The 23,080-nt window shown below is 67.7% G+C and carries 21 protein-coding genes; 8 read left to right on the forward strand and 13 right to left on the reverse strand.

Features of this window, described 5'->3' with window-relative positions; translation table 11 throughout:
* From Mam01_RS27950 to Mam01_RS27965, 4 genes are all read right to left on the reverse strand, one after another.
* The coding region (locus tag Mam01_RS27950) for a hypothetical protein (RefSeq protein WP_204288151.1) at positions 1-760 on the reverse strand (760 nt) is incomplete at its 3' end.
* A 117-nt stretch (positions 761-877) separates the two neighbouring features.
* Entirely contained in the window at positions 878-3,883 is a 3,006-nt protein-coding gene (locus tag Mam01_RS27955) for an AfsR/SARP family transcriptional regulator (protein WP_204288152.1), read from the reverse strand.
* Between the two features lie 148 nt (positions 3,884-4,031).
* The gene (locus tag Mam01_RS27960) at positions 4,032-4,964 is read right to left on the reverse strand and encodes an NAD-dependent epimerase/dehydratase family protein (protein ID WP_204288153.1); all 933 of its coding nucleotides are present in this window, start codon (positions 4,962-4,964) and stop codon (positions 4,032-4,034) included.
* Positions 4,965-4,974: 10 nt separating this feature from the next.
* Complete coding sequence (locus Mam01_RS27965) at positions 4,975-5,322, reverse strand: YrdB family protein (protein WP_204288154.1); 348 nt, start codon at positions 5,320-5,322, stop codon at positions 4,975-4,977.
* 107 nt (positions 5,323-5,429) lie between these two features.
* Between Mam01_RS27965 and Mam01_RS27970 the strand changes: the two genes are divergently transcribed.
* On the forward strand, positions 5,430-6,128 hold the full coding sequence (locus Mam01_RS27970) for a TetR/AcrR family transcriptional regulator (RefSeq protein WP_204288155.1): 699 nt from the start codon (positions 5,430-5,432) through the stop codon (positions 6,126-6,128).
* Between the two features lie 62 nt (positions 6,129-6,190).
* Here Mam01_RS27970 and Mam01_RS27975 read toward each other — a convergent pair whose 3' ends face one another.
* Positions 6,191-6,913: a hypothetical protein gene (locus tag Mam01_RS27975; protein WP_204288156.1), complete on the reverse strand. Its 723-nt coding sequence runs from the start codon at positions 6,911-6,913 to the stop codon at positions 6,191-6,193.
* A gap of 206 nt (positions 6,914-7,119) precedes the next feature.
* On the opposite strand from Mam01_RS27975, the gene Mam01_RS27980 reads away from it, so the two are divergent.
* A complete protein-coding gene (locus tag Mam01_RS27980; RefSeq protein WP_239101677.1) occupies positions 7,120-8,355 on the forward strand; it encodes a hypothetical protein in 1,236 nt (411 codons plus the stop codon).
* 156 nt (positions 8,356-8,511) lie between these two features.
* Here Mam01_RS27980 and sigJ read toward each other — a convergent pair whose 3' ends face one another.
* Entirely contained in the window at positions 8,512-9,480 is a 969-nt protein-coding gene (sigJ, locus tag Mam01_RS27985) for an RNA polymerase sigma factor SigJ (RefSeq protein ID WP_239101678.1), read from the reverse strand.
* 149 nt (positions 9,481-9,629) lie between these two features.
* On the opposite strand from sigJ, the gene Mam01_RS27990 reads away from it, so the two are divergent.
* Positions 9,630-10,142 carry a carboxymuconolactone decarboxylase family protein gene (locus tag Mam01_RS27990; RefSeq protein WP_239101679.1) on the forward strand — a complete coding sequence of 171 codons (513 nt, stop codon included), beginning with the start codon at positions 9,630-9,632 and terminating at the stop codon, positions 10,140-10,142.
* Positions 10,143-10,433: 291 nt separating this feature from the next.
* Here Mam01_RS27990 and Mam01_RS27995 read toward each other — a convergent pair whose 3' ends face one another.
* Complete coding sequence (locus tag Mam01_RS27995) at positions 10,434-10,877, reverse strand: ATP-binding protein (protein ID WP_275409093.1); 444 nt, start codon at positions 10,875-10,877, stop codon at positions 10,434-10,436.
* Between the two features lie 151 nt (positions 10,878-11,028).
* Here Mam01_RS27995 and Mam01_RS28000 point away from each other — a divergent pair, with 151 nt between their 5' ends.
* Together Mam01_RS28000 and Mam01_RS28005 are read left to right on the forward strand one after the other, a co-directional pair.
* Positions 11,029-11,853: a helix-turn-helix domain-containing protein gene (locus tag Mam01_RS28000; protein WP_204288158.1), complete on the forward strand. Its 825-nt coding sequence runs from the start codon at positions 11,029-11,031 to the stop codon at positions 11,851-11,853.
* The gene (locus tag Mam01_RS28005; protein ID WP_204288159.1) at positions 11,841-12,062 is read left to right on the forward strand and encodes a DUF397 domain-containing protein; all 222 of its coding nucleotides are present in this window, start codon (positions 11,841-11,843) and stop codon (positions 12,060-12,062) included. Before Mam01_RS28000 ends, Mam01_RS28005 begins: the two co-directional genes overlap by 13 nt.
* Before the next feature lie 55 nt (positions 12,063-12,117).
* Here Mam01_RS28005 and Mam01_RS28010 read toward each other — a convergent pair whose 3' ends face one another.
* From Mam01_RS28010 to leuA, 6 genes are all read right to left on the reverse strand, one after another.
* Positions 12,118-13,272, reverse strand: coding sequence for a restriction endonuclease subunit S (locus Mam01_RS28010; RefSeq protein WP_204288160.1), 1,155 nt, complete (start codon positions 13,270-13,272; stop codon positions 12,118-12,120).
* A 2-nt stretch (positions 13,273-13,274) separates the two neighbouring features.
* Positions 13,275-14,741 (reverse strand): class I SAM-dependent DNA methyltransferase, encoded by a 1,467-nt coding sequence (locus Mam01_RS28015; protein ID WP_204288161.1) that lies wholly within the window; start codon positions 14,739-14,741, stop codon positions 13,275-13,277.
* Positions 14,741-15,610: a nucleotidyl transferase AbiEii/AbiGii toxin family protein gene (locus tag Mam01_RS28020; protein WP_204288162.1), complete on the reverse strand. Its 870-nt coding sequence runs from the start codon at positions 15,608-15,610 to the stop codon at positions 14,741-14,743. Before Mam01_RS28020 ends, Mam01_RS28015 begins: the two co-directional genes overlap by 1 nt.
* The gene (locus Mam01_RS28025; protein WP_204288163.1) at positions 15,607-16,209 is read right to left on the reverse strand and encodes a type IV toxin-antitoxin system AbiEi family antitoxin domain-containing protein; all 603 of its coding nucleotides are present in this window, start codon (positions 16,207-16,209) and stop codon (positions 15,607-15,609) included. Before Mam01_RS28025 ends, Mam01_RS28020 begins: the two co-directional genes overlap by 4 nt.
* Positions 16,210-16,291: 82 nt before the next feature.
* A complete protein-coding gene (hsdR, locus tag Mam01_RS28030; protein WP_204288164.1) occupies positions 16,292-18,757 on the reverse strand; it encodes an EcoAI/FtnUII family type I restriction enzme subunit R in 2,466 nt (821 codons plus the stop codon).
* A gap of 359 nt (positions 18,758-19,116) precedes the next feature.
* Positions 19,117-20,841 (reverse strand): 2-isopropylmalate synthase, encoded by a 1,725-nt coding sequence (leuA, locus tag Mam01_RS28035; RefSeq protein WP_204288165.1) that lies wholly within the window; start codon positions 20,839-20,841, stop codon positions 19,117-19,119.
* A 307-nt stretch (positions 20,842-21,148) separates the two neighbouring features.
* Here leuA and Mam01_RS28040 point away from each other — a divergent pair, with 307 nt between their 5' ends.
* The 3 genes from Mam01_RS28040 to Mam01_RS28050 all read left to right on the forward strand — a co-directional run bounded on the left by Mam01_RS28040 (position 21,149) and on the right by Mam01_RS28050 (position 23,077).
* Positions 21,149-21,394, forward strand: coding sequence for a DUF2630 family protein (locus Mam01_RS28040; RefSeq protein ID WP_150937108.1), 246 nt, complete (start codon positions 21,149-21,151; stop codon positions 21,392-21,394).
* Between the two features lie 107 nt (positions 21,395-21,501).
* Positions 21,502-22,515, forward strand: a complete 1,014-nt coding sequence (locus Mam01_RS28045; protein WP_204288166.1) for a GNAT family N-acetyltransferase — start codon at positions 21,502-21,504, stop codon at positions 22,513-22,515.
* Between the two features lie 103 nt (positions 22,516-22,618).
* The gene (locus Mam01_RS28050; protein ID WP_275409094.1) at positions 22,619-23,077 is read left to right on the forward strand and encodes an alpha/beta fold hydrolase; all 459 of its coding nucleotides are present in this window, start codon (positions 22,619-22,621) and stop codon (positions 23,075-23,077) included.
* Positions 23,078-23,080 lie beyond the last annotated feature (3 nt).

Below are 23,080 nucleotides of genomic sequence, written 5' to 3' on the forward strand. Positions count from 1 at the left end.
CAGTGGAGAAGTCCCCCGGCGAACTCGTGTTCCGGTGAATCCACAGATCACCGCCCGCGACCCCCGCGATGTCCTTCTTCCCGTCACCGTCGAAGTCACCGAGCGTCTGATACTGGGGTGCCGGAGGCGGCGACTGCGTGTCGTCGACGATGTTCTTGTACCGGATCGGGCGGAAGTTCTGCATGCTCGACCACGACTCGTCGCCCACCTGGCCGTGGGAGTTCGCCGTCGGCCCCTTGGCCCAGTCCTGCTCCCAGCCGTTGCCGTCGGGACTGCCCGTGCCGTTGAGGGAGTAGGTCCACGCGCCCTTGGTGTGGTCGGCGGAGTCCTTCCACCGGGCGAACAGTTCCATGTGGGTCGATTTGAGGATCGCGTCTCCGGGCTTCAGATCGTGGAGGCTGCCCAGATACTCCTTTCCGCTCCAGCCCTCGAAGTCGTAGGTGCTGTTGCCGCCCTTGCCGGAGTTCGCGGTGATGTGCCACGCCATGGAGACCAGGCCGGAACAGTCGGGGCCGTACTTGTGCCCTCCGTCCACGTCGGTGTAGAGGCTGCTCGCGCTGCGGCTCTGGTTGTACTTGACCCCGCGGTCGACCCAGTTCTGGGCGCGGGCGAGCACCTCGGAGCGGGTGATCTGACCGCCGGCCGTGGAGGCCGCGGCCGGCGTGGCGGTGGTGAGGGTGGTCACCGCGACTCCCGCGAAGCCGAGGGAAGCCGCCGCCACCATGCTGAGCGTGCCCGCGATAAGGCGGTTGAGTTTCATGGGGCCTTCCGGTGGAGAGGTGGTGTTCGTCCTCTTGCACCGGAAGACTCGAGCAAGGCGCTGAAAATCCGGTGAAACTCCGTGGGGGATGCTTTTCAGCGGTTCGCGGCGGGTGTTTCAGGGAGCGGGGGTGTCGCCGGTGAGCTCGCCGTACTCGCGGGCGCCGTGATCGCGGAAGACCGTCAGCACCCGCGCCCGGATCGTCGCCGCCGTCTCGACGTCCCCCCTCGCCTCGTGCAGCAGGGCCAGCGTGTGCTCCGTACGTGCCTGCCAGAGCGGGGCCTCCATGCCGTCCCACACGCCGATGGCCGAGGTCAGGCACGCGGCCGAGTCCGTCAGGTTGCCGTCGGCGAGGTGCAGCTCGCCCAGGGTCCGCAAAGCGATGCCGAGCCCCCACCGGTCTCCCATCGCCTGACAGGTGGACAGCGCGCCTTCCAGTGGGGCCAGGACCTGCCGCGTCTGACCCAGGCGGAGCCGGGCCTTGGCCCACGTACGGACGGAATACGCCTCCAGCAACCGATCGCCGAGCTCGACGAAGATCTCCGTCGCGGCCTCGGCGGTCCGGATGGCCGCGTCGTAGTCGCCGGCCGCCCGGTGGAACAGGCTCATGGTGCGCAGGGTCACCGCCTCGCCGCGGCGGCTGCCGAGGCGGCGGTAGCCGGCCATGGACTCCTCCAGACCACGCCAGGCGGCCGGATAGTCCCCACGCTCCAGTCGCACCGAGGCGGCCAGCCGCCGCAGGTACGTGACGCCGAGATCGTCGCCGAGGCCGGTGAGCAGGACGTCGGCCTGGTCCAGAAAATGCAGTGCCTCGGCCAGGCGGCTCGCCTCCCGGCAGGTCACGCCGAGCCCGGCCAGCGCCACGGCCTGGCCGCGCGTGTCACCCATCTCCCGGAAGGCGGCGAGCGCGTGGCCCAGAAGCCGGCGCGCCTCCGGGAACCGGTCCTGGAGATAGCGCAGGTCGCCCAGTTCGGCCAGCATGGTCGCCTCGCCGCGCCGGTCGCCCGCCCGGCGGGCCGCGGCCAGCGCCGCATGGTTGATCCGCTCCCGGGACTCGAACCTGTTGACGCCGAGGAACGACGGGCCGAGTCGTGTGGAGGCGAACTGGCAGACCATGTCGTGCAGGCCCAGCACGGCGGCGCGCTCCAGGCCGACGACCAGCGCGGGCTGTTCGATCTCGAACCAGTCGTGCGGGGCCGCCAGCACCCGCGCGGTCAGCTCGTCCGGGATCGCCGGGGCGGCCGCGGCGGGGTGCATCCAATCGACCTCATCGGGCGGGGCGTCGGCCGCCACCCGGTCGGCCAGGGCGAGCCAGCCCCCGAGCACCCGGCCCGCGGCCGCCGTGAGCCGTTCGGACGGCTCCTCCGCCTCGGCACGCTCGCGTCCGTAGATGCGCACCAGGTCGTGGATCCGGTAGCGGAGCGCGCCCAGGTCGTCGACTCGGCTGAAGTCCGCCATTTGGGCGTCGACCAGGCGTTCCACGATGTCTTCCGCGAGCTTGCCGTCGATGTCGCACAGCCAGGCGGCGATCCACGGGGAGAACTCCGGAACCCCCAGGTGACCGAGCCGCCGCAGCGCCCGGCGTTCGTCGTCGTCCAGCCCCCGGTAGCTCAGCTCGAAACCGGCCCGCACCTCCAGGTCGGCGATCGCCAGCTCGTCCAGCCTGCGCCGCTCGTCGGCCAGCCGGTCGGCGAGCAACCGCAGCGGCCATCGCTGCCTGGTGGCCAGCCGGGCCCCGGCGATGCGGATCGCCAGCGGCAGCCGGCCGCACAGGTCGACGATGTCGTGGGCCACCGCCTCCTCGGCGGCCACCCGCTCGGTTCCCACGATCCGGGCGAGCAGCTCGACGGCCTCGACCGGTTCGAGGACGTCCAGGTCCGTACGGCGCGCACCGCTGAGTCCTCCGAGCCGGTCGCGTGAGGTGATCAGTACGCCGCCGGCGCCACCCGGCAGCAGCGGGCGTACCTGCGGCTCCCCGGCGGCGTCGTCGAGCAGCACCAGCACCCGGCGTCCGGCCAGCAGGCTCCGATAGAGCTCGGCCCGCTCGGCGGTCGCGGAGGGAAGATCATCCTGACGCACCCCGAGCGCCTTGAGGAACCTCCCCAGCACCTCGCCCGGATCGGTGGGAGCCTCGCTCATCCCGCGGAGCTCGGCGTACAGCCGTCCGTCGGGGAAGGCATCCGCGACCTGGTGGGCGACGTGGATCGCCAGGGCCGACTTGCCGCTGCCGGCACGACCCGCGACGACCTGGATCATCGGGGCTTCTCCCGAGGTCAGCGCCGTCACCAGGGCCGCGCTCTGCACGGAACGGCCGGTGAAGTCCGCCGGCGCCAACGGCAACTGGGCGGGTACGGCGAGGCGGACCGTCTCTCCGGACGGCGGCGCCAGCAGTGCGGGGTCGCCGCGCAGGACGGCGTGGTGGAGGGCGGTCAGCTCAGGCCCCGGGTCCACTCCCTGGTCCTCGGCCAGGATCCGGCGGCCCTCCCGGAACGTGGCCAGCGCGTCGGACTGCCGGCCGAGCCGGTACAGAACGGTCATGTACTGGCCGCGCAGCCGCTCGTTGAGCGGATGGGCCCCGACCAGCGCGGCCAGTTCCCCCACCAGCCGGCCGTGCCGGCCCAGCGCCAGGCCGGCGGCGACGCGTTCCTCGGTGGCGGTCAGCCGCAGCTGTTCCAGTCGTGCGGCCTCCCCAGCCAGCGGCGAGTCGCCCAGTCCGGCCAGGGCGGGCCCGCGCCACAACTCCAGCGCGGAGTCGAGCAGCCCGGAGGCCTCCTCGGGCGTGGCCGCGCCGCGCGCGTCGGCGAGGAGCCGTTCGAACAGGTCGGCGTCCAGCGACTCGGCGGGGATCCGCACGAGGTAGCCCGGTGCGCGGGTGACGATCACGTCCGGAGCCCCGGCCCGGGTCAGCGCCTGGCGCAACGTCTTCACATAGGTCTGAATCGCCGCCTTGGCGCTCTCCGGCGGCTCGTCCGGCCAGAGGATGTCGATGAGACGGTGCGTCGGCAGGACGTGCCCCCGCTCCAGGAGCAGCGCTGCGAGCAGCGTCTTCGGTTTGGCTCCCCCCAGCGGGACCGGGACCCCGCCGACCGACACCTCAACCGGCCCCAGCAGCCGAAACTCCACCGCCACTCCCCTGTCACGTCGTCCCCCCGGACGCAGCCCCGGCGGCTCCCGTGCTGCCGGGGCGTGAAACGCGGTCCCGATGATCTTCACGCCAGCATGGCCAGTCGGAATCCCCAATGCAAGGGGGTGGATATCAGGACCTGCGCGCTTATCGGCGCGTTCGCCACCAGGCGACCGTCTCCTTCACCCCGTCCTCGACCGGCGTCGGCGCGAAGCCGAGGACCTCCTGCGAGGCCGACGAGTCGAGCACATACGGCCGGTCGAACTGGTAACGGGTCTCCCCCAGCTCGCGCAGGAACGGCACGGCGAGGCCACCCGCCTTCAGCATCCACCCCGGCAGCCGCCGCAGACGTGGCGCCGGAACGCCCCCGGCCTCGCACACCATCCCGGCGTACTCCCGCATCGTCACGGGCGGCGCGGTCGGGACGTGCCACGGCCGCCCCCACGCGCGCTCCTCCTCGGCCGCGGCGGCCAGCGCCCGCACGACGTCGGGCAGGTACGTCCAGCTGTGCGGGATGTCGGGGTCGCTCACGACGGTGGCGGGCTTGCCGCCGAGCAGCGGTTCCAGGAGCCGCGGCCCCAGGTAGGACTGGTCGGACGAGCCCGGGCCGTAGTAGTCCGAGCCGCGCACCTCGGTCACCCGGACCCTGCCCGCCTCGTGGGCCGCCCGCATCTCCTCCCACATCCGCGCCCGGACCCTGCCCTTCGTGCCCGTCGCGGCGAGCGGCAGGTCCTCGGTCATCGGGCCGTCCACCGGGCCGTACCCGTAGAGATTGCCCAGCGTGACCAGCACGGCCCCGGACGACTCGGCGGCGGCCAGGAGCGAGGCCGCGACCGGCGGCCAGTCCTCCTGCCAGCGGTGGTAGGGCGGGTTGACGCAGTTGTAGATCGCGCCGGCCCCTTCCGCGAGCCGCCGCATCACGGCGGCGTCGCCCGCGTCCGCCGCGACCGGCGACACCCCCGACCGCCTCGGGCCGGAGCCCGAGCGGGTGACGACGGTCACCTCGTGCCCCCGCTCGGCCAGCGCCACGGCGAGCGCTCCGCCGACCTGTCCCGCTCCCACCACGACATGCCTACCCATGATCTCTCCTTCACACCTGATTCGTCAGCAGCCGCAGCGCGGCGTCGACCACGTACACCACCGCGAACACCACACCCGCGGTCACCAGCCCCGAGGCCGCCAGCGCGGCCGCTCCCGCGCCGAACCACACGACCTCGAAGGCTCCCCGGGCGATCCCGTGCAGCTGGTACGGCGCCTTGCCGCCGGCCATGAACAGTCCCCAGAGCGTCGCGAACGCGGCCGGTGTGCCGAGCCCCAGCAGGATTCTGACCACGATGTTCGCCTCCCGGGTGAAACCCCAGCGCGCCAGCGCGATCAGCACGCCGAGCTCCAGGAAGAACATGAGGGCGGCGGCCGCCCCCTTGGTCATGGTGAGCATCGGCACTCCTTGCGTAGGTCGCTCCGTTACGAGAGCAATGCTCTCTCATGTGAGCGTCAGCCGTCAAGAGCAGTGCTCTCGAATCGGTGCTCTGATAACATCAGGCCATGAACGCGAGTCGTACCGCGCGGGAGCGGGTCAGGGCGGAACTCATCCGGGAGATCACCGGCATCGCGCGGCGTCATCTCGCCACCGACGGCGCCCCGGGCCTGTCCCTGCGTGCGGTGGCCCGGGAGATGGGGATGGTCTCCTCCGCCATCTACCGCTATTTCCCCAGTCGCGACGACCTGCTCACCGTGCTGATCGTCGACGCGTACAACGCGATCGGCGAGGCCGTCGAGCGCGCCGACGCCACCCGCCCGCGCGACGACTTCACCGGGCGCTGGCTCGCCGCCTGCCGCGCCGTCCGCGAATGGGCCCTGGCCCATCCGCACGAGTACGCCCTGCTGTACGGCTCGCCGGTGCCGGGTTACCGCGCCCCGGAGGACACGATCGGCCCGGCGTCACGGGGCACGATCGTGTACGGCCGCATCCTGGCGGACGCCCAGCGGGCCGGCCGCCTCTCCCCTCCGCCGATGTGCCCGCCGCCGCCCGCGATCCTGTCCCAGGACGCGGAGGCCGTACGGTCGGTGATGCCGGGCGTGTCCGACGACGTGGTCGCGCGGGCGCTGGTCGCCTGGACCGGGCTGTTCGGAATGGTCAGCTTCGAACTGTTCGGCCAGTTCAACAGCGTGATCGAGCACCGGGCCGAGTTGTTCGACCACAACATGACCTGCCTGGCCCATCTGCTCGGCTTCTCCTCGTAGCGCTTCTCTGTGCGCGCAGGCGGCCGGGAGGCGTCCCGGCCGCCTTCGCTCTGTCTCGGCTGTTACAGCCCGGCCTGCCTGACCGCGGTGCGCCAGTCCTTCGCGATCGCCTTCTGCGCGCGGGCCAGCGGCACGTCACCGGCGCAGACGGCCTTCCACAGACGACGCTCCACGGCGTTCTTGTCCGCCGCGCTCCTGCCCTTGACCTTCCACGCGGGCTCCGGCCAGAGGTTCTTCACGCTCTTGGGCGACCCGCCGAGGAGCAGCGGGATCAGATGGTCCTCCTGGTAGCGGGCCGGCCTGCGGTCCGGGTAGCCGTACTCGGCGATCTGCCTGACCTTCAGCGCGCTCAAGTAGCTCGCCGTGGGCGCCGTCTTCGCGTCGAAGCCCGGACTGCAGATCGTCGTACGGATGGTCGCCTGGGTGACGGCGGGGTTGCGCGTCCCGGGCGTGCAGCGGGGATCGGGCAGGGGCAGGTAGGCCCGCGAGCACTTCGCCTTCGCCGGCTTTCCGCCGGGCGTGGTCGTCGGCTTCGGGCTCGGCTTGGGAGTCGGTGTCGCCTTGGGAGTCGGCTTGGGGCTCGGTTCGGGATTCGAGCCAGACGAGGAACCGGCGGGCTTCCATCTCCAGTACGAGCCGTCCTGGACGCACTGGTATTTGGCGCCGCTCTCGGAATATCCGTACAGGCCGTGGGCTGCGGCAGGGCAGAATGCGCCGGGGGTGACGCATTCCCAGTGGTCCCCGACCTGGCGGTAACAACTCGCGACGGACGCGGACGAAGCCACGGCCGATTGGGTCTGAATCGGTACAAACAGGCCGATAGCCACAGCTACGGCGAACAACAGAGAACGAACGCGCAAAACCACTCCTCGACTCGGATGGAACAACCGAAGAGAGGACGCTCGGATGAGACGCAGGTTTACTTCTGATACTTATATGACCTGTAGGCAAATTTCCCGTTTTATCCCCTACCCCACTTCAGGAGCCGACGATGGACGACGAGATTCAGCTGATCAGTGACGGCGATGGCCTGGCGGTCATCGGGGATCCGACTGCTGTCGAGCGCTTCCTCGTCTCCGAAGGACTACCGTCGAAGGACCTCGGGCTGCCGAGGCTCGGATCTGTTCTCCGTACCGGTTCTGGAGCCGCACAGGCGGGTTCCAAGATTGCCGCCGACTCGGGGCGCTGGGTGAAGCTGACCCAGGAGTCGGCGCAGCTGGTCAATAAGTACGGGCTGAGGGAAAGCTCGAAGACGGGTCTGAGCACAGGCGTGTTGAAGGGAAACAAGGGCCAGATCAAGGGATTCGTCGAATTCTCGAAGGGGGCGCGTCTGACCAATCCGGCGCTTCTCGCCGGTGCCGCTGGGCTCATGGCGCAGCTCGCGATGCGGCAGACCATGGACGAGATCACCGACTATCTCGCCGCCATAGACGAGAAGGTCGACGACGTGCTCCGCGCCCAGAAGGACGCCGCGCTGGCGAACATGATCGGCGTGGACCTCGTGATCGAGGAGGCCATGACCATCCGGGAGCAGGTGGGCCGGGTCTCCGAGGTCACGTGGTCGAAGGTGCAGACCACGCCGACCACGATCGCAAGCACTCAGGGGTACGCCTTGAGGCAACTCGACGGACTCGCGAAGAAGATGGAGCAGCAGAACAAGATCGGTGATCTCGCCAGGACGTCCAAGGAGGCCGAGCTCACGGTTCAGGAGTGGCTCGCCGTCCTGGCTCGCTGCTTCCAGCTGCAGGACGCGATCGCCGTGCTCGAACTCGACCGGGTGCTGGAAACGTCTCCGGAGGAGCTGGACCGGCATCGCCTCGGGCTCCGGACCGCACGGCAGAACCGGCTGGAGCTCATCTTCCGGAGCACCGAGCGTCTGATGGCCCGCATGGACGCGGCCGCCGAGACGGCCAACACGAAGGTGCTGTTGCACCCGACCACGTCGCGGGCTGTGGTGCATTCGAGCGACCGCGTCGCGATCGCCGTCGTCGACTTCCACGGGCGGCTCGGGATCGAGCGCGGCCGGCAGTCGCTGGAAGCGCGACGATGGGTGGACGCGGCCGCGGAGGTGCGGGACAAGGTGCTGGAAACAGGAGCAGAGGGCGTCGACGCCGCCAGGAACCTCGGCAACGAGACCCTCGACCGGGCCAGATCGGTGACCGGCAAGCTCTCCAGCGGGCTCGCCGAGCGAGCACTCCGCCGACGCGGGGACGCCGAGAAAGGCTGAGCGAGCGCCGCCGTCGGTCACATGGGCCCGAAGGTGAGTGGGCCCTGTGGCGAAGGGACGCGGCGGCGAGACGAGTCGGCGCGGCACCCGGTTCCGTTAGCGGTGCTGTGGCTCCGCTCACGGAAGGAGTCAGCACAGCCGCGGGAACCCACGCCGTCAGGGCTGTGGCTCCTCTCGCCACGGGTGGAGTTTCTCGGGGTTGCGAACCGCCCAGATGTGCCGGATCCGATCGTCCACGATGTCGAACGCCATCACGACCTCGGTGACGCCGTCTCGCTGCCCGATCAAGCCCGGCTGGCCGTTGACCGTACGCTCCAGGAGCGTCAGGCCGCCCGCCTTGCCGATGAGGGCCGCGGCGTAGCGCGCGAGCTCCTCGGCGCCTTCGAGCGGGACCAGCAGGGCGTCGACCACTCCGCCGCCGTCTGCGGTCACGGTGGCGCCGGGGTCGAGGATGCCGATGAGGGCGTCGATGTCCCCGGCCTCCCACGCCTGCTTGAAATCCCTGACGACACCGGCCTGCCGGGCCGTCGGAGCCGCGGCGGGCCGCGACGCGCGGACGCGGCGGCGGGCCGAGGAGGCCAGCTGGCGGCACGCCCCCGGCGTACGGCCGACGATCTCGGCCACCTCGGCGAAGGAGTGGCAGAAGACGTCGTGCAGCACGAACGCGACGCGCTCGGCCGGGGTCATCGATTCGAGCACGACGAGGAAGGCCATGCTGACCGACTCGTCCAGAGTCACCCGGTCGGCCGGGTCGGCCGCCTGTCCGGTGACCCACTCCGCGCGGTCCGGCAGCGGCTCGGGGATCCACGCGCCGACGTAGCGCTCCCGCCGGGCCCGCGCCGAGCCCAGCAGGTCGAGGCAGATACGGCCGGCCACCTTCGTCAGCCAGGCCCCCGGGGACTCGACGGCCTCCCGCCGTGAGGGAGACATGGCGTACCAGCGGGCGTACGTCTCCTGCACGACGTCCTCCGCCTCGGCCAGGGAGCCGAGGAGCCGGTACGCGAGATTGGTCAGCTGACGTCGCTCGCTCACGATCGCGCTCAGCCCTGGATCGATCGGGCCCTCCGCCGGCTCGGACTGGATGGTCATGGTCTCGCGGGCTCCCTCGGTCTCGCCTGCCTTCATCAGTACGACGAGACGACCGCCCGGAATGTGAGGCCGGCGCATCACCTCACATTCCGGGCTACCGCGTCGTCGGACAACCGGGACGGCGTACGGCCGGAGCCGCGCCGCCCCTGCTCCGCAAGACCGCTCAGACTCAGGAGGAAGACCTCATGATGTCCATTCCCACAGCCACCAAGGACGACAGTCTCCAGTCGCGTCTGCCCGACCCCGTCCAGTTCTTCCCCGAAGAGGTGGCCGCGCTCGCCGGAGTCATGCTCAAGGCCACCCGGAACGGCTCGATCCCACAGACCACGATCAGCCTGGTGCAACTCCGCGCCGGGCAGCTCGTCGGCAGCACCTACCACACCATCAGGCAGACGGGCGAGCTTCGCAAGGCCGGGGAGACCGAGGAGCGCATCACCTCCGTGGCGACCTGGCGGGACTCCCCCTACTTCACCGACGCCGAACGGGTCGCGCTGGAGCTCGTGGAGGCCGTGCTCACCCCGAGCCCGTCCGGGGAACGCGTGCCCGACGAGCTGTACGCCAAGGTCGCCCAGCAGTACGACGAGAAGGCCCTCTGGACGCTCACGATCGCGATCGGCCAGATCTGCTTCTTCATCCCCGTCGCCCTCATCGCCAGGCCGATCCCCGGCGAGGCCCCCGGCAAGAACTACCGGAAGTGACACACCGCCTGCCCTGAAGAACCGTGAGAGGCGGCACATGGATGCGGGGGCGCCGCCTCTCACCTATTTCACGGCCGCCCCCCATGCGGTGGCCTACGGACTGCCCGACGCGACCGGTCAGGAGTTCCTGGAGCACCTGACCCACCGATAAGGACACTCGACGGCCCGATCTCGGCGGCGGCGTCCAGGCGCTGAGGTGCCCGGCCGGGAACTACGGGGGAAGGTCCCGGCCGGGCACGTTTGTGGGGCGTTTCTCCGGTTCTCGCTGCTACTGGCGTGGTTCTCGCGTGGTCAGGGCGCGGCATCGGGCGGGCCGGACGTGGGCCAGGCGATTCGCAGAGCGCACCAGACCGTACGGCCCGGGCGGTCGTCGTGCCGGCCGACGCCCCACGCGGCGGCGATCGCCTGGACGATCAGCAGGCCCCGGCCGTCCTCCTCGTCCGGTTCGGAACGGAGACGAGGACCGGTGAGCGACGCTCCCGGGTCCCGCACCTCCACCCGGACGAACGCGTCCGTCACGACCAGCGTGAAACCGATGACGTCATCGGCCTGGCAGCCGGAATGCCTGATCGCGTTTGTCACCAGTTCGGACGCCGCCAGCGCGGCATCGTCCACCACCGGGTGCTCATGGCCGAGCAGCCGACGAACCTCTGAGCGTGCGCGGGAAGGCGAGGCAGGGTCGCAGGAAAGACGGACCTCGTGCCGGGCCTCGGGCAACGTGCCGGCTGTTTTCATGACTTCACCCACTTGAGAGACGTGAGCCCCGATCTGCCCTCCGACCTTCCCATCCTTTGCTACTTTAAGTAGCCAAACGGATTCAACCAGCTATTAACGGTTGCAGTGGAAGCCACGATGAAACCCCCTGAGAGGCGACGAGGAGATCCGGATGCCACCGGAAAGCGTTCTCAACCCCACCGACTCCCCCACCGCGCTCTTCGGCTTCGAGTTGCGGCGGCACCGCAAGGCGCGAGGCTGGTCGCAGTTGCGACTGGCCCGCGCGGTGCCGTACTCGGTGGGAACGATCAGCATGATCGAGACCGCGAAGCGGTCACCCTCAGAGCAGTTCGCCCGGCACTGCGACGAGGCGCTGGAGGCCGACGGCGCGCTCATGCGGCTGTGGCCGATGGTCAGCCACGCCTCCGCTCCCCCGTGGTTCCGGCCCTGGCTCGACGTCGAGGCGACGGCGGAGGCGATCCGCACCTGGGAACCACTACTCGTGCCCGGCATACTCCAGACCGAGGACTACGCGAGAGCCATCCTGAGCGGCGAGCCCGGGGCGAGCGACGAAGAGATCGAGATGCACGTCGTGGCCCGGATGGAACGGCAGACGATCCTTCGCCGTCCCAAGCCGCCGATGCTGTGGGTCGTCATTGACGAGGGCGTCATGCACCGCCCGATCGGCAGCCCGGCCGTAATGGCGGCACAACTCACCCATCTCCTCGAAGCCGGCCAAGCCCCCAGAATCACCCTTCAGGTTCTCCCTCTCAGCGCCTGCTCCACTACCGGCCTCCTTGGCGGCTTCGCCATAGCCTCGGCACGCGGTACTCCCGAAACCGCCTATGTCGAGGCGGCATGCGACGCTCAGGTAACCGACTGGACGGAGAGCGTCGGGACCCTAGCATTGAGATACGAGGGGATCCGCGCCGAAGCCCTGCCACAGCGCGATTCCCTAAAATTGATCAAGGAGACGATACAACGATGGACGAACTGATCCAGGAACTACGGGCAGCGACCTGGACCAAGTCGTCCCGTTCCGGAAGCAATGGCGGCAACTGCGTTGAGGTGGCTGAGCTGTCCCAAGGACGTCGGGGCGTTCGCGACAGCAAGAACCCCACCGGCCCGACCCTGGTATTCACCGCCGCCGAGTGGGATGCCTTCGTCCAGGGCGTGAAGCACGGCGAGTTCGACAATCTGCCCTGATCCTCCTATAGCCACGCCCGCTCATATCTCTCATCGGCGGCTTGAAGCTGTAGTGTCAGAGTCGGTCCGTGAACGCGGCGTTCAGCAAGGATGTCCGTAGCGCGGCTACATGCCCGTCCGTCTGTGCGGCCGTCCTCATGCCCTGCGCAAGGCCATCCAGCAACCTGGCGATGCGATCTTGAACGGAGCGATCAGGAATCGGGACGCGGAGCCTCTCGAAAGCCTTGATTCCTAGTGTTCTATTTCGATCCGCCATTCCCGGAGAACAAACTCCAATGTCCGCCAGGCCTGTCCTCGTCAGAAGATAGTGCCGGATATAGCTGATGTTGACACGGGAATCACGTGGAAGGTAGAAGAGAAACCGGTTCGACGCTACGCACTCGGTGTCTTCCCGAGCAGTGACACCGATCGCACCTTCCCATGCCTTAATATTACTAAGGACGAGCGCACCCTCGGGAAATCGGAAGTAGCGCAGCTTGCTGAGCTCGGAGCCGGGAACGAAATCATATCGGATCGTCCCCTTACCAAAGGACCGCAGACCGAGCGCCCTGTAGCGAGCATCGGGATCGATCCCTACAGGAGTTCTGCGGGATAGGAGGAGCTCATCGACAGCCGGTCGAGGGACGTCGGCGTCCACAACGGATGAGAATAACGACTCGGCGAGTGCGGCCTGCTGACGACGCATCTGCGATCGAAGCTGCTCAATCGAACTGATCTTCTTGCCAGCAGCATCCAAGTGAGCAGCCATCCTGCGCTGCTCATATAGGTCAGGCAGTTGAAGTTCAATAGATTCAAATGCCTTGATGCCCAGGGTACGATTCCGGTCCGCAGATCCTGGAGACGCCCGCCCTATTTGCGCAAGCCCTTTTTCCGAAAGGAAATAGTGGAACAGATAGCGAATTTCAATATCCTCGACGACAGGAGTATAGAAAAGAAAGCGATTCGATGCCACAGCCCCCAAGTCGCTCGCAGCCGATACCCCAATCGCACCCTCCCACGCCTTGATATTACTAATAGCCAAGGCATTATCAGGAAATCTAAAATACCTCAGCTTGCTAAGCTGCCCGCCTGGGGCTGCCGGATAGTGAAATATCCCCTTCCCGAATGACCTGATGCCGATAGCCTGGTATGCACAATCGGGTTCAATCTCAACGGGATATCGCTCAAGTTGCAGAATATCCCCAACCCGCACCCTCTTCATCGAAGTCATATTTATGCCTCCATCAGATCTTTAGCGAGATCTTCAAGAAGGTGAAGAATCTCCTTTTCGGTCTTGATCAGCTCAGCGAGAAGCTCGTGCGGAGGACGATGCGCGAGGTCGTCACCCTGGTGGGGATTCGTGAGATCAAAGTTCAAGCCGTTGGCTGCGATGTCGGCAATGGGGACGCGCCAGGCATGCTCGTTCTCGACGCGACCCTCGCGCGACTTTCCGCCCCACCAGTCGGCGCACTCGGCGAACTCCTCGTCGCGCATCGGCTTGGTCTTGCTGTAGCCCTTGCGTCCTTCGGGTGGGGATATCTCGTAGAACCAGGTCTCCTTCGTCGGCCCCGTCTTCTCGAAGAAGAGGAGATTCGACGGGATCTGTGTGTACGGGGCGAAGACACCCTGCGGGAGCCGTATGACCGTGTGCAGGTCGCACTCACGCAGCAGTCGTTCCTTGATTCGAGCACCGGCACCTTCGCCGAACAGTACGCCGTTCGGCAGGACGATGGCGCATCGGCCACCTGGCTTGAGCTTGTCGAGGATCGCCAGCAGGAACAGCCAGGCCGTTTCCTTGGTGCGTACCCCGGCCGGGAAACGCTGTGAAACCGAGGTCTCCTCCTCCCCGCCGAAGGGCGGGTTGGTGAGCACCACGTTGACCTTGCTCGCCGGGCCGATCTCGTTGGTCATCTGCACGAGCGCGTTGTTCCGCACGACGGCCGGCGTGTCGACACCATGCAGGATCAGGTTCATCAGGCACAGCAGGTACGGCAGCGGCTTCTTCTCGATGCCACGCAGATCGGTGTGCAACCGCTTACGTGAGGTTGTGGTGTCGGCCTTGTCCGCCAACTCCTCCAACACCTCGACGAGGAAGCCGCCGGTCCCACAGGCCGGGTCGAGGATGCTTTCGCCTAACGAGAGGAACGACTGCTGGACCATGAACCGAATCACCGGGCGCGGGGTGTAGAACTCGCCCGAGTCTCCGGCCGCGTCACGCACCTCCTTGAGGATCGACTCGTAGAGGTAGGCCATCGTGTGAATGTCGTCGCTGGAGGTGAAATTGATCTCGTTCAGCCTGCTCACGAGGTCCCTCAGCAGGTAGCCCGAGAGCATCCGGTTGTGGATCTCCTTGAACAACGACGTCAGCACCGGATCCTTGGGCCCGGTTCCGTCAAGGTCCCCCCGCAGGTACGGCAGCAACTCATTGTTCACGAAGCTCCGGAAGTCATCACCCGTGAAATCGGCGTTCGGTGCCCAGTCGCGCCAGCGGTAAGGCTTGTCGATGGCGGGCCGGTAATCCTCCTCGACCAGTTCCCGGGTGTCCTCCATCGCGTCGAAGGCCCGGAGGAACAGCAGCCACGAAAGCTGCGGCAGGCGATCGAGGTCGCCATTGAGGCCGGCATCCTTGCGCATGATGTCACGTGCGGCCTTGATGACCGCGGTCAGCCGAGCCCGAGAGGTCTTGTCCGCCGTCGCCATCAAGATTCCCTTCCGTCAAGAATGATCGCGCGAGCCCAGAAGCCTCGCAGAAGTACCATCGCCTCTGCAAAATGAACCGTCGGCGTGAGACCGCGTGCCAGGACCGGGTAGTCGATCTCCCATCGCGGCGGCGGGTCGTTGATCTCAGTCGGCAGATCATGTGTCGCACGGACCCGGAAGACATGCCGGACGACTTTCACGAGTTCCTCGTTCGGAAGCAGCCCCATCTCGATGAGCAGGACGAGGTCTACTAGATCCTTGACCCGCGTGTTCGGCCGGCCCCCGAAGTCACGGGTGAGTGCGTGCAACTTCTCGGCGAAGTGCTGCCGCGGGTGGACGGCCTCAACGGTCGGAGTGGGGACGCCAGCGAAGGCCAAGGTTCCAGGTAGCCGCAGGTTATCCGTCTCGGCGAGTTCTTCGCCGCGAAGTGCGGCGTCCAGCCTCAACGCGGCGAAAGTCTTGCCGGCGAGCCGCGCCTCGATGCCGAATCGCCAAGCGGGACGTCCGGCTCCATCCGGCCGGAGCTCAGACGGCGAGGCGACGCGGAAGACGAAGCCGTCTCCGTCGAGGTCTGCGACAAGCGACTCGATCAGCTCTTCCTGCAGGGCCGTGCCGCTGATATCGCCCGACCGGACGGCCAGGTCCAGGTCCTTGGTCGCCCGCGCCCGGTCGAGTAGCCGGAACTCCATCGCGGCGCCACCCTTGAGTATCCATCGCCCCGGCTGTAGGACAGCCAGTCGGGCGGCCACTCGCTCGAAGAGGACGCGTCGACGAAGCCGACTTAGATCGGTGCCCTGATCATCAGCCTGTTGCTTGAGACGTGCTTCCAAAGCTTGGCGTAGCGAAACGGCATTGCCGTACCGCGTCATGCTGGCTCCTCCCGGATCGCCCGTTCTACGCCCATCTCGGCCTGTGCACCTAGCCGCTGCGCAGCCCGCAGGAGCTGACCCCGAGTCGCCTCACCGCGAGCGAGGATCTCGGCGACCGCCGAATCCAGGACGTCCTGGCCGATGCCTTCGGCGGCACACTCGGCGATCGCACGGACCGGGGTGGTGACGCGGAAACCCTCCCGATCCTCAACCTCGCCAGGCTCCAGCGCAGCCCGGTGGATCACGAGGGCGTCATCCCGCTGCCGGAAGCCCGGCCCCACCGTCAGATGGACCTTCTCCGGGTTGGCGATGCCAAGATCGTGTACAACCAGGGCCGTTGCATGCGACACCACAGCACGACCCTTGCTCCAGAGCCACCATCTGATCAGATGATCATGCTCATTCGCAGGCAGGATCGTGAACTCGCGGAGCCGATAAAGCCCCCGGTCGATGCGCAGCCAGTTTCCCCGCTGCACGTGGAAGTGCTGCGCCTGGTGCGAGTAGCCGACCTGGACCGCCTGAGCGGCCGTGAAGTAGCCCCGCTGGCTCACGGCGAGTTCCCACAGCTTGTCGCGCGGGCCTCGGGGTTCGATCAGCATGCGGCTATGGTAGCAAAGTGCAACTACAAGCCACTTTTAGTTTCACGCATATCGCGTACACGAAACTAAAAGTGGCTTGTAGTTATGCTGCGTCATAGACGCACCGACCGAGCCTGTCCAGTGCCTCTCGGAACCCCTCCTTTCCGCCGAACCGGGCGGCCAGCTCGGGGGCGCTACCGAGATCGGTGAAGGGATACACCTGGAGCACTGCGGGCACAAGCTGGTCAGGGCCGTGCTCTGCGTACTTGTCGAGGATCAACTCCAGGATCCCCTGTGCGTCCTCCGCGAAGGACTCAAGGAAGGCCCGGTGCTCCCGGCGTACACGCCGGGCACGTTCCTGCCTCGTCATCCTGGGTAGTTCCCAGGCGACCGCCAGCAGCAGATCAAGCGGATCGGCGTCCTGGTCGTGCAACTGCTTGGCGAGTTCGTTGACATCGATCCCCCGGCTGTCCAACTCTCGCAGGATCTCCGACCGCGATCGCGCCCGCGCCCATCGACCGCGCAGCTCCCCCGGGCTGAGATAGAGCCTGCGGACCTGGTCACGTGCGAACAGGCGATACTCGATCACTCGTGGCCGGCTGCTCTCGTCCAGCACATACAGGGTGTCGTTGTAGACGAACACCTCCTGTCCGTCCACGTAGAGCCGACGTGCTCGCGTGGTCACTGCGGAGACCAGGTCCTCGTCGTCCAGGTCCGCTGCTGGGGGAGGCAGTTCCCCTCCCTCTTCCTCGCGGTACTCGAACCCCGGCTCAGCCACCTGCGATGTCCCGTCGGACGGCGTCTCATCCTCTCGGTCGACCAGGCGACCCTGGTCATCGATAGTGTCCTGATACCGCTTGATCGGGGGGCCGTCGAACTCGGGATCGTCGAAGTACCGGGTGGCGTAGACGAAGTCGATGATGTCGAAGCTGAACTTGTCCCCTTCACCAAACAGCCTTGTGCCGCGTCCGATGATCTGCTTGAACTCAGCCATCGAGCTGATGGGGCGGAACAGGACGATGTTCCGTACCGTCGGCATGTCAACGCCGGTGGACAGAAGCTTCGCTGTCACGGCGATCACCGGCGTCTCCGAGTCCACTTTCTTGAACTCGTCCAGGTGGACGAGCCCGGGTTGGCCGTCCCTTGAGGTGATCCGGACCACGTAATCACCGCCGTACTGGCGGGACAGATCCGCATTGGCGTTGTGCAGGGCGGTACGCATCCGGTTCGCATGATCGGAGTCCACGCAGAAGACGATGGTCTTGTTCATTCGGCCGGTCTCGTGCAGGAGATCCGTCAGGTATCGCGCGGCTTCCTCGGTGCGCTCTACGATCGCGATGACCCGCTCGAAGTCCCTCTGCGTGTACACCCTGTCGGGAATCAGCGCGCCGTACTTGTCGACCTGGCCCGGCTCGGGCCGCCAGCCGAAGGCGTCGACGTTGATGTTCACCCTGCGCACACGGTAAGGGGCGAGGAATCCGTCCTCGATGCCCTCCTTCAGGGAGTATTCGTACACCGGGTCGCGAAAGTACTCAAACGTATCGGCATCGCGCTCACGAACGGGGGTCGCGGTGAGGCCAATCTGCACAGCCCGATCAAAGTACTTCAGAATTTTCCGCCAGTTCGAGTCCTCCTTGGCACTGCCCCGATGGCACTCATCGACGATCACCAGGTCGAAGTAGTCCGGGTCGAACTTCTCGAACAGCGCCTTGTCGTCCCCATCCGTCTCCTTGCCCTTCTCCAGGGACTGGTAGAGCGCGAAGTAAATGTGACGGCCCAGCTTCGCCACTCCCCCACCCAGTTTGTGGACGGCCTCGCCGAATCCGGGGATGAAGTAGTCATCCTTCGGCTGATCCACCAGGATGTTCCGGTCGGCGAGGTAGAGCACCTTCGGCTGACGACCTTCAACCCATCCAGCACGCGCCAGCTTCTTCACGAGCTGGTAGGCGACCATGGTCTTGCCGGTACCGGTGGCGAGGACGAGCAGGACCCGATTCCTCCCACGCCCGATCGCCTCAACCGCATGCTGGACCGCAAGCCTCTGGTAGTAGCGCGGCACCTTCAGAGTGCGATCCCAATTCAGCAGGCTCTCGTCGAAGGGTGCCAGGAGCAGATCGGCGACGAGCTCCGCGCCAGGTCCCTCGTCGAGCCCCTTCGCTCGGCGATACCGCGCCCACAATTGCTCCGGCGAGGGAAACGCACCGACATCGGCGATCTTCCCCGAATCTCGGTCGACTTCCTGGATCTTGAGGCCATTGGTGACATAGGCGAAAGGCACCTGGAGCTTCTTCGCGTATCGCTTCACCTGCTCGATGCCGTCTCCGGGATCGATGGATGTCCGTTTCGCCTCGATGACGGCGACAGGCAGACCCGGCCGATATTCGAGCACGTAATCGGCACGCAGGGGCGCCTTCCGCCTTGGCCGGCCTCCCGCGACCATGATCTGCCCGTCGGTGATCGGATACTCGTCGACGATCTGGTCCCGATTCCAACCCGACTGCTTCAGGTGACGTTCGATGAGGATGCGCCTGGTTTCGCCCTCGTTCGGGCTGTGAGATGCACTCGCCACGGAAGATTTTTACCCTTGAAGAGAAAAAGCCGACCCAGTTTCGCCAGAACGTGATCATCACGAGACGCGTGGAGCACCGCGTCGAGCGCTGCCATCGAGCTCGGATTCACCGGTGCCTCCCTTTTCCCTGATCCAGACCTGGTCGCGGCCAAGGGGATCCTGAGTTGGGGGAAGGTGGGCGGGGCTGGAAATGACTCGACCGCGCTGCCGCGGGATCTGCGGTGTGCGCGGTCGAGGATTCGACGTCGGGACCGGGATGCCGTCCCTACGCCCCGGCGCGCCGGCAGGTCGTGCCGGTCGCGCCCGGTCTTGGGGAGCGCCCGTGGATCAGCGAAGATCTAGGGCACTGCCGGCCGTCTTCAGCGGGTGGCGCGGTTGACGGCGGAGATGATGGCCTTGAGCGAGGCGGTCGTCGTGTTGGCGTCGATGCCGACGCCCCACAGGACCTGCGTGCCGTTGGCGTCGCCGACCTCGCACTCCACGTACGACGCGGCCTTGGCGTCGGCGCCCGCGCTCATCGCGTGCTCGGTGTAGTCGAGGACGCGCACCTGCACCCCCACGCTCTCCAGTGCGTCGCAGAAGGCCGAGATGGGTCCGTTGCCGACGCCCTCGATCTCCCGGATCTGGCCGTCGATCCGCACGTCGGCGTTGATCGCGTCCTTGTCGTCCACGGCGGAGGTGTGCCGGTGGGCCAGCAGGCCGATGCGGCCCCAGGGGCTGGCCGGGTTGGGCAGGTACTCGTCCGAGAACCGCTCCCACATCTCCGCTGCGGTGACCTCGCCGCCCTCGGCGTCCGTACGGGCCTGGATGACGCGGGAGAACTCGATCTGCAGGCGACGCGGCAGGTCGAGCTGGTGGTCGGCCTTCATGATGTAGGCGACGCCGCCCTTGCCCGACTGGCTGTTGACCCGGATCACCGCCTCGTACGAGCGGCCGATGTCCTTGGGGTCGATCGGCAGGTACGGCACGGCCCAGGCGAACTGGTCGACCGGCACCCCGGCCGCCGCCGCGTCGCGCTCCAGGTGGTCCAAGCCCTTCTTGATGGCGTCCTGGTGGGAGCCGGAGAAGGCGGTGTAGACCAGCTCGCCGCCCCAGGGGTGGCGAGGGTGCACGGGCAGCTGGTTGCAGTGCTCGACGACCCGCCGGAGCTCGTCCATGTCGGAGAAGTCGATCTCGGGGTCGATGCCCTGAGAGAACAGGTTCATCCCCAGCGTGACCAGGCAGACGTTGCCGGTCCGCTCGCCGTTGCCGAACAGGCAGCCCTCGATCCGGTCGGCGCCGGCCATGTAGCCCAGCTCGGCGGCGGCCACCGCGGTGCCGCGGTCGTTGTGCGGGTGCAGCGACAGCACGACCGAGTCGCGGTAGGCCAGGTTGCGGTGCATCCACTCGATCTGGTCGGCGTACACGTTGGGGGTGGCCATCTCGACCGTCGCCGGCAGGTTCAGGATCACCTTGCGGTCGGGTGTGGGCTGCCACACGTCGTTTACGGCGTTGCAGACCTCGACGGCGTACTCCAGCTCGGTCCCGGTGAAGGACTCCGGCGAGTACTGGAAGTAGATCTCGGTGCCCTCCATCGTGGCGGCCAGCTTCTTGCACAGCTTGGCGCCCTCGACGGCGATCGCGGTGATGCCGTCCCTGTCCTGGCCGAAGACGACCCGGCGCTGCAGGGTGGAGGTGGAGTTGTACAGGTGGACGATCGCCTGGCGGGCGCCGCGCAGCGACTCGAAGGTCCGCTCGATCAGCTCGGGCCTGGCCTGCGTCAGCACCTGGATCACCACGTCGGAGGGGATGCGGTCCTCTTCGATGATCTGGCGGATGAAGTCGAAGTCGGTCTGCGACGCCGCCGGGAAGCCGACCTCGATCTCCTTGTAGCCCATGCGTACCAGCAGGTCGAACATCTTCAGCTTGCGGTCGGCGTCCATCGGGTCGATCAGCGCCTGGTTGCCGTCGCGCAGGTCGACCGCGCACCACCGCGGCGCCTTCGTGATGACCTTGTCGGGCCAGGTGCGGTCGGTCAGCCGTACGGGCTCGTACGGCGTGTAGCGATGAAAGGGCATGGGGCTGGGCTGCTGTTCGGTGGTCATGATGCTCCTCGTCGGACGCGCGGCGGCCCCGTCTTCCGCCCATGTGAACACGACGATCCTGTCGTCACGATGGGTGAGGGGGGCGCCGAGGGATGAACCAGGGCGGCCGACGCGCATGACTCTCGCCACCGCGGCGAGGGAGCCGGCCTCTTACAGGCCCTCGCCGCGGCGGATAAGAAGAAGAAGTCCGCGCAGCATGTCAAGCAGACTAGCAGACGCCTCAGCGGGACGAGACACGCGATCAGATGCCGAGACGGACCGCCGAGCGGGGGCGGGTTAGGGTGTGCCGTGACGAAGGAGGGGTCACATGGAGGACAACCAGATCCTGGGGCAGATCAAGGACCTCGTCGAGGAGGAGCACTCGCTGCGCGAACGGCTCGTCGCGGGTGAGCTGACCTCCGAGGAGGAGCACACCAGGATCGCCTCGCTGGAGGAGCAGCTCGACCGCTGCTGGGACCTGCTCCGCCAGCGCCGTGCGCGGCGCGAGATGGGCGAGGACCCCGACAACGCCGCTCCCCGCCCCGTCAGCGAGGTCGAGAACTACCTCCAGTAGACCCGGCCACACCGCTCCGGCCCCCGGACCCGCACCGCCTCCGCCGCCCACAGCCGCCGTGACAAAATGGTTCGCGCCGCGAAAAGGCGGTGCGGTTTCCTGTCCGCATGCATATCGAGCGCGTCGCCGCCGCGGAGCACGAGAACGGCCCCGAAGACGGCCCCGAGGACAGTCCGGCGGGCCTGGGCGGCCTGTTCGAGATCGCCCGGGTCTGCGCCCTGCCCGGCCCGGCGATGTCGTGGCCGCACTTCGTCGCGGGCGCCGCGAGCGGGTCCAGCGGTGAGCGTACGGAGAGCTGGGTGGCGCGTGACGGCGGGCAGGTGGTCGGCGGCCACATCCTCCGCCTGCCCTCGCACGACAACACCCACGTCGCCCTGCTCCAGCTGATGACCCATCCCGGCCGCCGCCGCGAGGGCATCGGCGGAGCACTGCTCGACCACGCCATCGCGCGGGCCCGCGCGGAAGGCCGGAGCGTGCTGGTCGGCGAGGCCCCCGCAGACGGCCCGGGCTCGGCCTTCGCCGACGCCCGCGGCTTCTCCCGCGCCACCACCGAGACCCGGCTGGTGCTCGACCTGCCCACCGCCGACTGGTCCGGCCTCGAACTCCTGCGGGCCCGCGCCGTACGGCACGCCACCGGCTACTCGCTCGAACGGTGGGCCGGGCCGACCCCCGCCGACCTGCTCGACGACATGGCCCGGCTGAACGAGGGCATGAACGACGAGCCGCTCGGCGACCTCGCGATGGAGGACCAGCGGTGGACCGCGGAGCGCGTGCGCGCCCGCGACGAGATGCTCTCCCGGGCGGGCCAGCGGACCTACACCGTGATCGCCCGGCACCTGGGCGGCGGTGACCCGGCGGGCTACACCCAGCTCGTGATCGACGCCGAGCGGCCGGAGGGGTGGGTCCGCCAGTCCTCCACGGCGGTGCTCAAGGCGCACCGCGGCCGGCGGCTCGGCCTGGTGCTCAAGCTCGCCAATCTCATGTGGCTGCGCGCCTGCGAACCCTCGGCCGAGCGCGTGATCACGTGGAACTCCGTCGAGAACCCCCACATGCGGTCGATCAACGAGACGATCGGATTCGAGGTCTTCGACACCTGGCACGTGCTGCAGCTCGCCATCTGACCATGGGCACGGTCGCCGCTCGTTCAGCCCTGTCCGGCGCCTCGGCCGGGCCACCAGGCTGACCGCAGGCGCGTCGAGGTGTCCCGAGCTGAACGGAGCGGGGATCGCTCCCCCGTACGTTCTCGTCGGGCATTCCGCCGGGGGGAACATCGTCCGGCTGTTCGCCGCCGAAACGCCTGACGCCGCCGCGGCGGTCGTCCTCGTCGATTCCAGCCATCCCGAGCATCCGCCTGCCGCACCGGACGAGAGCCGCCATCGCCCGGGAAATGCTGCGCTCGCGCCTCACGCCGCTGGGCCTGCGGCACCTGGTCTTCGATACTCGACCACGTTCGGCGAGTCCGGATCGCCCCTCACGAGCGGCGGCGGAGACGACGGAGGAAGCGGTCGGGCCGTGCGCAGTGCCGGGTCCGTACGGCTCCCATCCCGAAGGGTGTGGAACCCACGGCGCGGCCAAAGGCGTTCACACGCGCGATCGCTTCCTCCCCTCCAGCGTAAGCGCCTTCCCTCCCGGCGTCTCCCCCCACCCCGGCTGGACGGCACCGGCGACCATTGGCGAGGCTGAAAG

It is taken from the genome of Microbispora amethystogenes, assembly GCF_016863015.1.
Classification (GTDB): Bacteria; Actinomycetota; Actinomycetes; order Streptosporangiales; family Streptosporangiaceae; genus Microbispora; species Microbispora amethystogenes.